This window comes from Coprococcus eutactus (assembly GCF_025149915.1).
GTDB classification, from domain to species: Bacteria; Bacillota; Clostridia; order Lachnospirales; family Lachnospiraceae; genus Coprococcus; species Coprococcus eutactus.
In genome coordinates this window covers 2,536,216-2,550,406 of sequence record NZ_CP102278.1, presented here as the reverse complement: position 1 = coordinate 2,550,406, position 14,191 = coordinate 2,536,216, and the positions used below count along the sequence as shown (strand labels likewise).

Sequence of the window (14,191 nt, the reverse complement as noted above, 5' to 3'; positions counted from 1 at the left end):
TTTTTCTACATGATATACTTCCAGCAGAAAATAGAAACTATATAATTCGAAAGACAGGAGGTTTTTACCAAAATGAAAATTCAAAATCAATTTGGATATATTAAAGGAATTACATTTGCCCCATTTCACAAACGTGGTTCTCTTTCTACACAGACTGCCCGTGACAGTTTTGATTATATGATAGAACACACTGCTGCTGATTTCGTAATCCTTGCTCCTGTAGGGCTACAGGACCACGCACACTCAGAAGAGATCTGTTACACTTCCAGTGCCACATTCTCAGATGAAGAATTAATCAATATGATCCGCTATGCAAAAAGCAAGCGCATCCGTGTTGCCTTGAAACCTACCGTTAATTGTAAAAATGGTGTCTGGCGTGCTTACATCAGTTTCTTTGAAAAAGATGTTCCATGTGAACCGAAATGGGAAAACTGGTTTGCCTCTTACACAGAATTCCAGACACACTATGCCAAAATTGCAGAAGCCGAACAATGTGATCTTTTTATTGCAGGATGTGAGATGGTAATGACGGAACACCGCAGTGAAGAATGGAGAAACGTAATCGCTGCGATCCGAAACTATTACCACGGACCTGTTTCCTATAATACCGATAAATATCAGGAAGAAAATGTAACCTGGTGGGACTGTGTCGACATGATTTCTTCCAGCGGATATTATCCGATTGATCAGTGGGAACAGGAACTTGACCGTATTGAAAAAGTCGTTCAGAAATTCAAGAAACCATTCTTCTTCGCCGAAGCAGGATGCATGTCCAGAAAAGGATCCTCACTGGTGCCTAACAACTGGGCAATTCAGGGAGATTTATGTCTGGAGGAACAGCCAGACTGGTATCGTGCTATGTTTGAGGCCTGTGCAAAGCGCTCATGGGTCAATGGTTTTGCCATGTGGGAATGGGCCCCGGTTATTCCGTCCAGAAGTATTGCATCAAGAGATACCAGCTACGAAATCTGCAACAAACCGATACAGGAGGTTATTAAAGACTACTATGGGAGAGACACAAGAAAATAGCATACAACAAACTTCAGAACAGGATCTCTGGCAGGAAGAAGCTGCCGTGATGCACATCTTCAGCCGGAACAGAAAAAATAACCTGCGCACGCTTCTTTCTCTTTTCAAGGGACACTATGGCGCGCTGGTTGGTTCCATTTTCTTTTTCATTATCAAGCATTCCCCAACCTGGGTTCTTCCAATCGTCACAGCTAATATTATCAATGCAGTGACAGACCACAACGGGAATATTACCAAAATTCTGATTCTGAATACCATCCTTATGATTGCATTTCTGGTACAGAACATACCAACCAACTACATCCATACCTGGCTCTATGCTAAAACGGTACGAACAGTAGAGAAAGAACTGCGCGAAGCCCTAGTCTGCAAGCTTCAGCAATTGTCGATTACCTATCACAAGGAAATGCAGTCCGGAAGGCTTCAGTCGAAGATCATGCGAGATGTAGAACAGATACAAAATCTTGCATCTCAGATCTTTATCTCTCTTTTGACTATCATTCTGAACATTGGTGTATCCTTCGGAGTGGTCATCTTCAAAAGTCGGATCGTATTTCTTTTCTTCCTCTGCACGATACCGGTTTCTGTTTTGATCATTGTTGGTTTTAAAGGAAAAATCAAAACCCATAACCGTGCTTTCCGTAAAGAAATGGAAGAAACTTCTGCAAAAGTAATGGAAATGGTTGAAATGATTCCTGTAACTAAAGCTCACGCTCTGGAAGATCAGGAAGCCCGTAAAATGAGTGAACAGCTTCGTAAAGTTGCTGAAAAAGGGCTTCAGCTTGATATGATTCAGACATACTTTTCTTCAATCAGCTGGGTTGCATTTCAGATCTTTCAGGTATTCTGTCTTGCATTTACAGCCTACATTGCATGGAGAGGAATCATCGGTGTCGGAGATATCACCTTATACCAGACTTATTTTTCCAGCATCGTCGCTCAGATTGCAAGTATAGTGACTTTGTTGCCAATCATTGCGAAAGGCCTGGAATCCGTTGAATCGATTGGTGATGTGCTTTGTGCAAATGATATTGAGGACAACTGTAGGAAGAAAAAAGTAGTTGATCTGAAAGGTGAGATTACATTTCAGGATGTATCTTTTACTTATAAAGGCAATGAAAAACCGGTATTAAGTCATCTGAACTTCAAGATTCAGCCGGGGGAGACAGTTGCCTTTGCCGGTGGTTCCGGCTCTGGAAAAACAACAATCCTCAATCTTGCCATCGGTTTCCTGAAAGCTGACAGCGGACAGGTATTGGTTGATGGAAATGACCTGATGGAACTGGATCTGCACAGCTACCGAAAGCAGATTGCCGTCGTTCCACAACAGTCCATTCTCTTCACCGGAACTCTCCGCGAGAATATCACCTATGGATCTGAATCTATCTCCGAGGAACAGTTATGGAATGTCATCCGTGCAGCCAACCTGGAAGAAGTTGTCCAGAAACTGCCTGATGGTCTGGACACGATGATAACAGAACATGGGGAAAATCTTTCCGGCGGACAACGGCAGCGCATCTCCATTGCCCGTGCATTTTTACGGAATCCGAAGATCCTGATTCTGGATGAGGCAACTTCTGCGCTTGACAGCATCTCTGAAAAGAAGATTCAGGATTCAATCCAGAAACTTGTGAAAGGACGTACCACACTGATCGTAGCCCACCGTCTGTCTACCATTCGCAATGCTGACCGGATTGCTGTGATTGAAAAAGGAAATGTTCTGGAATGTGGCTCTTACGAAGAATTGCTAGAGAAAAAAGGCGCATTTTATCGGATGGAGAAAATGTAAAAAATCAGTAGCTGGTTAGTTCAGAAACCTGTCTGTGGGATTGATCTGGAAAGAGTAGAAAGAAAATAGCTGGACAGATGCAGAGACACAGAGAGAGTTGATTTTCATCGGGAAAGTAAGAAAAGATCCAATCACAAGGGTATTGATTCATGAAAAAAGTTCTCTTGCGCCACCAGGGGAGACAATGGCATTTAAACTGGGAGACGAAGAAAGTTTTCGATGGGTGGCAGAATCATTTAAATAAATACAGATTTTTATAGATACCTTACCTGCCACCTGTCGTCTGCCGGTGCATGAATATGGGTTAGATAGTGTTGATATAGAAGAAAATAAATATGTCGATAATGTATCTGGTTTTGGAATTTTAGCTGGTTTTAGAAGTTGGTATATTCTACAACATTGCAATCTCTATGGCGGTGATTATCAACCTTTCATTACTTACGCATCGTAAAAAACAGTTAATCCTAATAGTTTCAGTTACAGACTCTGTTTGATGATATATCCGTAGTGCAATATACTTTTGTTCTTTTGAATACATAAAAAGGCTCCTTTCGAAGCCCTATAGTAGTCCAGAATTTTGTCCGTACCCTCCACTCATCACATATATGGAGTTAGCAATCGCAGTTTTCACTTCTTCTTCTTTTTTGCACCAAAACAGTTAGAAACGATTACGCCTATGCCGGAGGAAAGTCCCGTACATAATGAGAAAAATAAGAAACTTATCATGCCTACAGAACCAACAAGCTCCATAATAGTAGTTATTCCTATTATAGATGGATATTACATACGAAACAATGAATGAAATGATACAGAATATGCATTATATGCGTGACTTTTTCCTGGCTTTAGTTTTATATTTCCGACTTTCTGGTTTTCCGATATTCCCTCGGAGAAAATCCCTTCAGCTTATGAAATAATCGGCTGAAATAGAGCTGGTTATCGTAGCCTACAATCTTAGATATTTCATTGATGGAATAGTTGGTTGTCTCAAGCAAGACCTGTGCGTTGTTGACACGGAGCGCAACAATAAACTGCATAGGAGTAGAACCCGTGAACTTCTTGAAGCTTCGTATGAACCAACTGACGCTCATCCCCTTGGATGTCGCATATTCTTCTATATTGATATCACGGTTATAATTTTCGTTAAAATATGTCATGGCGGTATCCATCTCGTGGTCGAGATATTCATTTTTTAAAACTTGCTCTCTGGTAAGCTCACGTTGGAATATGATCAGAAGATGACGGAGCAATAATGTGAGCATTTCTTCGTAGTTATCCTGACAACGTTGTAATTCTATAATAATTCTCTTAAATACACGCTCATATTCCATGGATGTACCAACCGGGAATATTCTCTCGTTATCTGGGAAACCATATTTTCTTAGGATATTTTTTACATCACTTCCAGTAAAATGAATCCAGTAGACTTCTGTCTTATCTTCCCCATAGTATTCATATTTCTGAAGCTCTTTTGGACGGAATATGACAATGTTACCAGCGGGAACAATTGTTTCGTTATCAACAGTATCAAAATGAAAATGTCCGCATCCGGCTGCAATATATATAATCTGAAAATCAACACGTCCTCTTGGGCGATAGGTTGGCATCTTTGTGTGCTCAGACAAACGATAGATTCCGCAGCTACCGACAATCAGTGGTCGGCTTTTATCCTTAAAATCCATATGTGAATGGTTCAAATAACCGGTGTTCATGTACATAGGGCAGCACTCCTTTCACTCGATACAATAATCACGATTTCTTCGTTCTTCGAACTCTCGAAATCGTGCCAGCCATGCGCACTCCGGACTATCGTCCTGCGTGCTTATGACTGTTTACCCATCAAATAGAAAAGTGCCCGATGTTGCAAGCAGTTCGTCCACTTTTCTGCTTGATGGGATTATTGTATCATTTTGTGCATATTTTGTCCATTCTAGTTTATAGACATAAGAAATGGATTAAGGTAATATAAATCTAACAAAAGCGAGAAGAAAAAAAAGCAGACAGTAAGGAGAAAACTGTTAGCAGGGGTACAAACAACAAAAAAGTGTATAAACTGTATGAATGAAGGAGGATTATTTATGATCGTGCCACGTTACTATGAGGACTTAAGTGTATTACATGACAATACGATGCCGGCGAGAGCTTATTACATGCCGGCTTCCAAGCGGATGGATGACCTGGTAGAGCACAGAGAGCTGTCAGACAGAATGCAGCTTTTGAATGGTACATGGAAGTTTCAGTATTTTGACAGCATCTATGATATGAAGGATGCCTTTTATGAGGATGGTTATTCGGTTGAGGGCTTTGACGAGATCAAAGTTCCGAGTGTATGGCAGATGGCAGGTTATGATACACACCAATACACAAATATCCGTTATCCATTTCCGTTTGATCCGCCATATGTGCCACAGGATATTCCATGTGGAGCTTATGTGCATACCTTTGACTATGCAAAGGATGCTGCAGCACCAAAGGCATATCTTAACTTTGAAGGTGTGGATAGCTGCTTTTATGTATGGTTAAACGGCACCTATGTAGGCTACAGTCAGGTGAGCCACATGACCAGTGAGTTTGATGTGACAGACGTATTGCGGGAAGGAGAGAACCGGATTTCCGTGCTTGTGATGAAGTGGTGCGACGGTTCGTACCTTGAAGATCAGGACAAGTTCCGTATGAGCGGAATCTTCCGTGATGTGTATCTCTTAAAACGTCCGGAAAAGGGAATTCGTGATTATCGCATTACAACACAATTAGATTCAGACATTGCAAGGATAAATCTTACAGCAGCATTTTACGAGCCGACAGAGGTTCGGGTAAAGCTCGAGGATAAGAATGGAGCAGTTGTTTCCGAGGGTGTTATTTCCGAGAGTGGAGAATCGACTTTTGAGATTGTAGATTATACACTCTGGAATACAGAGAATCCGTATCTGTATACGATTATTCTGGAGACGGAGCAGGAGGTAATCGTAGACCATATAGCACTCCGCAAGATCGAGATCAAGAATCAGGTAATCTACTTAAATGGACAGAAGATTAAATTCCGTGGTGTGAACCGCCATGACTCCGATCCGGTCACCGGATTTACAATTAGCATGGAGCAGATCAAGACAGACCTTACCCTGATGAAGCAGCACAACTTCAATGCCATTCGTTCCAGCCATTATCCAAATGCACCATTTTTCTATGAAATGTGCGACCGCTATGGATTTATGGTGATTGACGAGGCAGATATCGAAGCACACGGACCATTTATGCTGTATCGAAAAGAGGATACGGATTACAACCGCTTTAAGCGTTGGAATGAGAAGATAGCAGATGATCCGGTATGGGAAGCTGCGATTGTTGACCGTGTGAAGCTGATGGTGGAGCGTGACAAGAACCGGTTTTGTATCGTGATGTGGTCTATGGGAAATGAAAGCGCTTATGGCTGCAACTTTGAGAAGGCACTGGCATGGACAAAGGGATTTGATCCGGAACGTATCACGCAGTATGAGAGTGCCAGATACCGCAATTACGATGTAACCTATGATTACGGGAATCTTGACTTATACAGCCGAATGTATCCGGCACTTACTGAGATAGAGGAATATTTGGAAAAGGATGGCAGCAAACCATTCCTTCTGGTGGAATACTGCCACAGTATGGGAAATGGTCCCGGAGATTTTGAAGATTATTTCCAGATGATACAGGCAGAGGATAAGATGTGCGGTGGTTTCGTATGGGAGTGGTGCGATCATGCAATCGCCCATGGTGTAGCCGAAAATGGCAAGACGATCTATGCCTATGGCGGCGATCATGGCGAAGTAATCCATGACAGCAACTTCTGTATGGATGGTCTGGTATATCCGGACAGAAGGATACACACCGGACTTTTGGAGTACAAGAATGTATACCGACCGGCAAGAATAGTATCGTATGATGCAGCAAGCGGTGAGCTGGTGCTTCACAACTATATGGATTTCGATGATTTGAAGGATTATGTTGAGATTACTTACGAGCTGTCACAGGATGGACTTGTGATCGGAAAGGGGAAGCTTTCTGAAGTATCCGTATTACCGCATTGTGATGGAAGCACGACCTTAAAGCTTTCAATTCCGGAGAATGGAAAGGTATATCTGAAGCTGTTCTATAAGCTGAAGAAGGACATTCCGCTTCTTTCCAAGGCGTATGTCTTAGGCTTTGACGAGATAGATGTAAGCAGTAAGGGTGCAAAGAATCAGCAGGCAGTAGGCTGGCTTACAAAGGAAGTGCCTGATACGGGTATTCAGGTACAGGAAAATGATATAGAGATCATCATAAAGGGACGGGATTTCTCCTATACGGTCAACAAGCGGACAGCACTTTTTGACAGCCTGACATTTGCAGGCAGAGAATATATGAATCATCCGATGGAACTGAACATCTGGAGAGCACCGACGGATAACGATATGTATATCAAGGCAGAGTGGAAGAAAGCCCACTACAACGAAGCCTATACAAGAGCATACAAGTCAGAGGTGATTCAGGGAAAGCACGGAGTAACTGTTGTAAGTCAGGCTTCGGTCGTGGCAGCAACCGTGCAGAAAATTATGGATGTGACAATCACTTGGACGATTGACGCAGCCGGAAGAATTGGAGCGGATATCGCAGTGAAAAAGGATGAGGAGTTTCCGGATCTACCAAGATTTGGTGTGCGGATGTTCTTAGATAAGAAGCTTACAGATGCAGGGTTCTTCGGTATGGGACCGCAGGAAAGCTACCGGGACAAGCATAGAGCAGCAAGCCACGGATTGTATCGTCTGAAGGTTTCCGATATGCATGAGGACTATATTCGCCCACAGGAAAACGGAAGTCATTACGACTGCGATTATGTGGAGCTTGGCAACAGCCAGTACGGTATCACTGCCGTTGCAGAGGAGGATACATTTTCATTCAATGCGTCCTTCTATACACAGGAGGAGCTGGAAGAAAAGGCACATAACTATGAACTGATAGAATCGGACAGTACGGTATTCTGTCTTGATTATGCACAGAATGGAATAGGCTCTAACAGCTGCGGACCAGACGTGTTAGAAGCATACAGATTTGATGATAGATTATTCCGGTTCCGGTTTACACTGGTTCCGTATGTGAAAGGATAATGATATAACTCGTTGACACAGTATTTTCCCGAATATCGACGTATAAGTCCGGACATACGGGGATATTCGGGATACAAGAGAACAAAAGTAAAAGCATTTAGAATAATATAGGCATCAGACTGTTTGACACATGAAATTCTAAACATGATTAAGATGAGGAGTGATTCTATGGAAGAAAAAAAGTATTTAAAATGGTATAACAAAGTCGGATACGGATCCGGCGATATAGCAGGAAATGTAGTATATGCATTTTTAACATCCTTTGTGATGATTTATCTGACGGATTCAGTCGGACTTGCAGCAGGTATAGTAGGTACGTTGATCGCAGTTTCCAAACTGTTTGACGGATTTACAGACATTTTCTTTGGCTCGATGATTGACAAGACACACAGCAAGATGGGTAAGGCGAAACCGTGGATGCTTTACGGCTACATTGGATGTGCGATTACACTGGTATGTTGTTTTGCGGTTCCTACAAGCTGGGGAAATACAGCAAAATATGCATGGTTCTTTATTGCATATACATTGTTAAATGGTGTGTTTTATACAGCAAATAATATTGCGTATTCTGCACTTACTTCTTTGATTACGAAGAACAGTAAAGAGCGTGTGCAGATGGGATCTTATCGTTTCATCTTCGCATTTTCTACAAGCCTTTTGATCCAGTCTGTAACCGTAAAATTTGTTGATTACTGCGGTGGAGATGCAGCAGCATGGAGAACGGTAGCAATCATCTATGCAATTATCGGTCTGATTGTAAATACAATCTCAGCGCTCTCCGTAAAAGAGCTTCCGGAGGAGGAGCTTAACGAGGGAGAAGTAAAAGGAGATGAAGAAAAGTATGGACTGGTTCAGGCATTTAAGCTTCTTGTAAAGAACAAGTATTATATGATGATCTGTGGAACATATATTTTACAGCAGCTTTATAGTGCCATGATCGGTGCTGGTATCTACTACATGACATGGGTATTGAAGAACAAGAATCTTTTTGGTCAGTTCGCCTGGGCGGTGAATATCCCGCTTATTATAGCTCTTATCTTTACTCCGACACTCGTTGGTAAGTGGAATGGTATGTACAAGCTGAATCTCAGAGGATATATCATTGCCGTTATTGGTAGAGCGTTGGTTGTTGTAGCAGGATATATGGGAAGTATTCCTCTTATGCTGGCATTTACAGCCCTTGCAGCACTTGGACAGGGCCCATGGCAGGGAGATATGAACGCAGTGATTGCTTCTTGTTCAGAGTATACTTATCTGACACAGGGAAAGAGAATTGACGGAACTATGTATTCTTGTACATCACTGGGTGTAAAGATTGGTGGAGGAATCGGAACTGCAGTATGTGGCTGGTTATTAGAGCTTAGTGGTTATGTCGGAACAAATGCAACACAGCCGCAGTCAGCACTTGATATGATGCAGTTTATGTATTTATGGTTGCCATTGATCCTTGATGTGTTAATTATGATTGTTCTTTCCAGAATGAACGTGGAAGCTGTAAATGAAAAATTGAAAGCTGAAAAGGGAATTAAGTCTGATGAAGTAACAGACGCAACAAAGTATTAAGGTTTATATGTAATGAAAAGCATTGTCTAATTGAACATTCGAGAAAGGCAATGCTTTTTGTGCAAGAAGGTGTATATTTTGAAGGCGAATACAATAATAGAGATCCCTAAGTATGACATTACGTCGGAGAATATTCATTCTATCGTGCAAAAGGAAATCGGAATTGTCTTTACAAAGGTTTTAGAGGATGCAGGCGTTTATAAACGAACACCAGATGGAATTGCTGCATTCAATAGATTTATTGATAATTTATAAAAAGGACCATTTCATTTTTGTGAAATGGTCTGCAAGCTAGGTATTCAGTTTTCACAAAGTAGTCCTTTTAGTATTTTATGCATGATATACATGTTCAAAGTAATCAGCGTAGAATACTAAAAGGTTGTTCATATAATTCTTAAACTTGTTCATAATGCGTACCTCCTTTCCTTATTTACAAGCTGATTATAATTATTTACAAGTTGATTATAGAATAAATACAATGTGATTGCTTGCCAAATCGAAAGAAAAAGTAGACAAATCTTGCAAAGGGGGCGTAACCAATGCATTTATCATTTGTTGATACAAAAGAAGAAATATTAGCTTTAAAAAGAAAATCGAAGCATGTTGCTCCGCATTTACATAATGCATTGGAGATCGTATGTGTGACAAATGGAACACTGGAGCTGGGAGTTGGACAAGAGTTATACCACATGGAAAAGGGAGATATTGGTTTTGTATTTCCTGATATTATCCATCATTATCAGGTTTTCTCTTCGGGAGTGAATAAGGCGGTTTACATTATTTCTCCACCTTTTGCGATTGGGAAATATGCTGATATTATACAGACGATGGCACCGGATTACCCAATCATAAAGGCAGAAATGGTGGAGCCGGAAGTATACCGGGTAATTAATACCATCTTAGATACAGACCACATGGATATAGCAGTTATACAGGCATACCTGCAGATTTTGATTGCAAGATGCATTGGAAAGCTGAAACTGGTCGATAAAGGAGATGTGGGAAGTAAAGATCTTGTCTATCAGGCAGTATCGTACGTGTCTGGTAATTTTAGAAAGAATTTCTCGTTAGATGATATGGCAAGAGATTTGGGAGTGAGCAAGTATGTTTTATCACGAACATTCTCCAAAACATTCCATCGTAATTTCAATCAATATCTGAATGATGCAAGACTAAATTATGCTTGCCATCGCTTAGAAAATACCAGTGATGCCATTACAAATATATGCTATGATAGCGGATTTGAAAGTCAGAGAACATTCAATCGGGTATTTAAGGAACGATACAAAGTTACACCGAGCGAATACAGAAATACAAGCCGTACAGATATAATATCGTGACTATCAAACATAGAGGCAGAGAATGGAAAAGTTGTGGCTGTGATTGGATATAGGCAGTAAATGTGGCAATTCTACCTTTGAGGGGTGTATTTTTTTGCTGTGATAAGATAAGATTATCATGATGAAAGGAGGAATGACCTATGGATATTGCTAAGATTGGAAGATATATCGCAGAAAAAAGAAAAAGAGCTAGGCTGACACAGAGACAGCTTGCAGATAAGCTCGGGAAGAGTGATAAGTCTGTTTCAAAATGGGAACGTGGAATTTGCCTTCCAGACGTTTCAGTATATATGGAACTGTGTAAAATATTGGAAATCAGCATCAATGAATTTTTAGCCGGTGAAGATATTAGCGAAGATAGTGTAAGAGAAAAGTCTGATGAAACGCTATTGCAGGTGTCAAAGGAAGGAAAGAATAAACAGAAATTTCTGCGACGAATCATTGTAGCACTTTGTATTATTCTGACAGGACTTATCACTGTAATCGCTGTTATAGCGTGTAAGAAGATGAGACAACCCCGAAATTTCATAGAAGAAGTATCGCCGGATAGTGCGGAAATGAAAACTGCGGAACTGATGTCTGGAGCAGATGGGGTAATGATGTTTCGGTATAAGACAAAGGATAACTATAAATGCCTTTTTGTTTACTTGTCTGAATATCAATCCGGAAAAAGAGTATCGCATGAGAAAATTGCAGAAATATCTTTTAATGGTACAGAATCTACCGAAACTGGAATGATAGTGGTTGTTCCTAATTTTGAAAAATTTTCTGCAAGTCTAATTGTGGCAGATAACTATACGAAATACACAACAGAAAATCCAATTTTAAATGATGTTGAAGATCGGGAATATTATGGAAGATCGGCGACAAGCATAAACCATACATGTCCGATAGATTTTGGAACAGAGCAGGGGTTAGCGGCTTTGGTTTATGGTAAAAATGGATTAAGTATGTTACCGATACAGGATATTTCCGGAGATAATCTAAATACAGAGAATGATTATATGTATTATTACTCCGTAGAGTTTACGAAATGAGAATATGGATGATCTTCCTATAAAATCTTTACTGATAAGCATGAGGACTAAATATCCTCATGCTTTTTCCCTAGATAGGTGTCAATTTCCTTCTGGTAGTGTTGCAACTCCTTCAGGTCACGCTCATTTTGCCGCTGTTGTTCCTCAAGGTTATAGGGGAGAATGAAGCTATCGGACTTTTACGGAAAACCAAGTAAATAAGCCTGCTACAAAACTTCGTATGACCCTCCTGCAAAATTTTGTACCACCCTCCCACAAAACGATGTACCACCTCATACAAAGTTTTGTAAGACAAATACAGAGAATACGGAGCAGATTGGAGAAGATAGATTTTCATACGATGGAGTATGTGCTGGAATGTCTGCGGAATAATGCTACAAAGGTTCGCAACATACGAAGCTATATGCTCACGACACTGTATAATGCTCCGGTAACATGTAGTAATTACTATAAAGCAGAAGTAAACCATGACTTCTATGGTAAGTAACGATTCATAGCTGCTGGAAACAGCAGTTGACTATATATTTTTCACCTTCCCTTCCTTTTTGAGGGCAGGAGGGCACACCTGCCTTTCGTTTTAAGGAGATTGCTGCAAGCATGATTCTTTGATATAATCAATGCAACAGTTTTACAAATCGAAGTTTGTGATGGTAGATAATATGGAATGATTTAATGTTTTGGGGCTGATTTTTATTGCAGTCATTATGATACCCAATGTTGTATTTGCGATTAAGTGCAAAGATGGATTTGATAATAAGTGGAACAATAAATATGTTGAGGTCACAGAACAAGTAGGGAGATTGGGTTGTTTCGGATTCATGATAATCAATATTCCGGGAACTTGTTTCGGGGGGTGGTCTGACGAAGCATTTGCACTATATCTGATTGTAGATACCATATTGGTAATCAGATTTCCTGTCCGGATGATTTTATGGATCTGTATGAAAAGCCTTATCAGAGATGCAGTATCGTTTTTTTCGTTTCTTGTGAAAAAATTTGTAGTTATTTGTAAGAATTTGTCGAAAAGTGTGCTATATTTTAATCTGCTGACAAGCGGAAAGTTATATGAACACCTTGCCGAAATTGATACTTCGGCTCGTGATATGGCGGAATATCTGATAAAGGAAATGGCAAAGAAGCAAGGTGTAACAGAAGAACTGAAAGCAACGGATATGATGAGATGGATAGGATTGATGAATAACATTCGAGCCTGTGCCGATGAGATTGTAATGAATGATATTGTGTATTCCTAACGGATACCAACCGAAGAAGAACTGCTGTCAAACCGATGGCAGTTTTTCTTTTTCGGCAAGTATTCAAGAAGTCATTAAGTTGCGAGTATAATCGAAGTGGTAGAAAAGTTATCTATTATATCGGTTGTAACTTTTTTATGAACTCTATTGACAAGAAAACTTGGTATGTGTATAATTAAAACATGCAAAGAAAACTTGGCATGGAGGTGTTTTTATGAAAAAGGACGAAATCTTAAATGCAAGCAGAAAAGAACATCGCAATAAGGACTTGGCTGAAATGGAAGTGGTATATCAAGCCGGAAGTCACGCAAGCAGAGTTGGTGCTTTAGTGTGTTGTTTGCTTTCGCTGTTATCTTCTGTGCTTGCTCATACTATGATTTACAGTCCGTGGGTTATATACTTCAGCATTATTGCAACACAATGGTTAGTTCGTTTTATCAAAATGAAGCGAAAGAGTGATTTGGTCTTGACCGTTCTGTTTTTTGTGGTTTCCATTTTTGCATTTGTTGGATTTGTTAGCCACCTTTTAGAGGTGAGAATATGAAAGAACAATTACAACTGAAAAATCACTTAAAGGAAGTTCGCACAGAAGCAAATCTTTCTCAAGCTCAGCTTGCAGAAATGGTAGGGGTATCAAGAAATACCATTAGTTCTATTGAAACAGGACAGTTTAATCCAACTGCAAAATTGGCTCTAATTCTTTGTATTGCATTGGACAAAAAATTTGAGGAACTATTCTATTTTTAGGAGGTCACTATGGAAAATATTATACTGTTGATTTTGGGAGTGTTCATATCTGTTGTGGGAATTGTAAATATCAAAGGCAATATCAGCACAATTCACTCTTATAACAGGCGAAAAGTAAAGGAAGAAGATATACCAAAGTATGGAAAAACAGTTGGCACAGGAACGCTGATTATAGGAATATCTCTTATATTAGGTTTTATTGTTTCGTTTTGGAGTGAAATAATTATAGATTATATCATTCTTCCAGCAGTTATTGTCGGATTAGGCTTTATATTGTATGGACAGTTCAAATACAATAAAGGAATTTTTTGAG

Annotated in this window: 12 protein-coding genes and 1 pseudogene; 12 read left to right on the top strand and 1 reads right to left on the bottom strand. The window is 40.1% G+C overall.

Annotation, left to right across the window (positions count from 1 at the left end):
• Nucleotides 1-72 precede the first annotated feature (72 nt).
• The gene (locus NQ536_RS11345) at nucleotides 73-1,029 is read left to right on the top strand and encodes a glycoside hydrolase family 113 (RefSeq protein ID WP_004853411.1); all 957 of its coding nucleotides are present in this window, start codon (nucleotides 73-75) and stop codon (nucleotides 1,027-1,029) included.
• The gene (locus NQ536_RS11340) at nucleotides 1,007-2,818 is read left to right on the top strand and encodes an ABC transporter ATP-binding protein (RefSeq protein WP_004853414.1); all 1,812 of its coding nucleotides are present in this window, start codon (nucleotides 1,007-1,009) and stop codon (nucleotides 2,816-2,818) included. The genes NQ536_RS11345 and NQ536_RS11340 overlap by 23 nt, the downstream gene beginning before the upstream one ends.
• A gap of 851 nt (nucleotides 2,819-3,669) precedes the next feature.
• Here NQ536_RS11340 and NQ536_RS11335 read toward each other — a convergent pair.
• Nucleotides 3,670-4,536: a helix-turn-helix domain-containing protein gene (locus tag NQ536_RS11335; protein WP_044998362.1), complete on the bottom strand. Its 867-nt coding sequence runs from the start codon at nucleotides 4,534-4,536 to the stop codon at nucleotides 3,670-3,672.
• 360 nt (nucleotides 4,537-4,896) lie between these two features.
• Here NQ536_RS11335 and NQ536_RS11330 point away from each other — a divergent pair, with 360 nt between their 5' ends.
• From NQ536_RS11330 to NQ536_RS11285, 10 genes and pseudogenes are all read left to right on the top strand, one after another.
• Nucleotides 4,897-7,938: a glycoside hydrolase family 2 TIM barrel-domain containing protein gene (locus tag NQ536_RS11330; protein WP_044998363.1), complete on the top strand. Its 3,042-nt coding sequence runs from the start codon at nucleotides 4,897-4,899 to the stop codon at nucleotides 7,936-7,938.
• Nucleotides 7,939-8,106: 168 nt separating this feature from the next.
• A complete protein-coding gene (locus NQ536_RS11325; protein ID WP_044998364.1) occupies nucleotides 8,107-9,501 on the top strand; it encodes an MFS transporter in 1,395 nt (464 codons plus the stop codon).
• Nucleotides 9,502-9,603: 102 nt separating this feature from the next.
• Nucleotides 9,604-9,756 (top strand): annotated as a pseudogene (locus NQ536_RS11320) (UDP-glucose--hexose-1-phosphate uridylyltransferase); the annotation flags it as partial.
• 284 nt (nucleotides 9,757-10,040) lie between these two features.
• Nucleotides 10,041-10,841, top strand: coding sequence for an AraC family transcriptional regulator (locus tag NQ536_RS11315; RefSeq protein WP_004853425.1), 801 nt, complete (start codon nucleotides 10,041-10,043; stop codon nucleotides 10,839-10,841).
• 140 nt (nucleotides 10,842-10,981) lie between these two features.
• Nucleotides 10,982-11,878, top strand: coding sequence for a helix-turn-helix domain-containing protein (locus NQ536_RS11310; protein ID WP_004853427.1), 897 nt, complete (start codon nucleotides 10,982-10,984; stop codon nucleotides 11,876-11,878).
• Nucleotides 11,879-12,194: 316 nt separating this feature from the next.
• Nucleotides 12,195-12,365, top strand: coding sequence for a DUF6017 domain-containing protein (locus NQ536_RS11305; RefSeq protein WP_233419716.1), 171 nt, complete (start codon nucleotides 12,195-12,197; stop codon nucleotides 12,363-12,365).
• A 190-nt stretch (nucleotides 12,366-12,555) separates the two neighbouring features.
• Nucleotides 12,556-13,131 (top strand): TnpV protein, encoded by a 576-nt coding sequence (locus NQ536_RS13880; RefSeq protein WP_227909632.1) that lies wholly within the window; start codon nucleotides 12,556-12,558, stop codon nucleotides 13,129-13,131.
• A 214-nt stretch (nucleotides 13,132-13,345) separates the two neighbouring features.
• A complete protein-coding gene (locus NQ536_RS11295) occupies nucleotides 13,346-13,675 on the top strand; it encodes a DUF6442 family protein (RefSeq protein ID WP_004853437.1) in 330 nt (109 codons plus the stop codon).
• Nucleotides 13,672-13,878 (top strand): helix-turn-helix transcriptional regulator, encoded by a 207-nt coding sequence (locus tag NQ536_RS11290; protein ID WP_003865061.1) that lies wholly within the window; start codon nucleotides 13,672-13,674, stop codon nucleotides 13,876-13,878. The genes NQ536_RS11295 and NQ536_RS11290 overlap by 4 nt, the downstream gene beginning before the upstream one ends.
• A gap of 9 nt (nucleotides 13,879-13,887) precedes the next feature.
• Complete coding sequence (locus NQ536_RS11285) at nucleotides 13,888-14,190, top strand: hypothetical protein (protein WP_004853440.1); 303 nt, start codon at nucleotides 13,888-13,890, stop codon at nucleotides 14,188-14,190.
• Nucleotide 14,191: the final 1 nt, after the last annotated feature.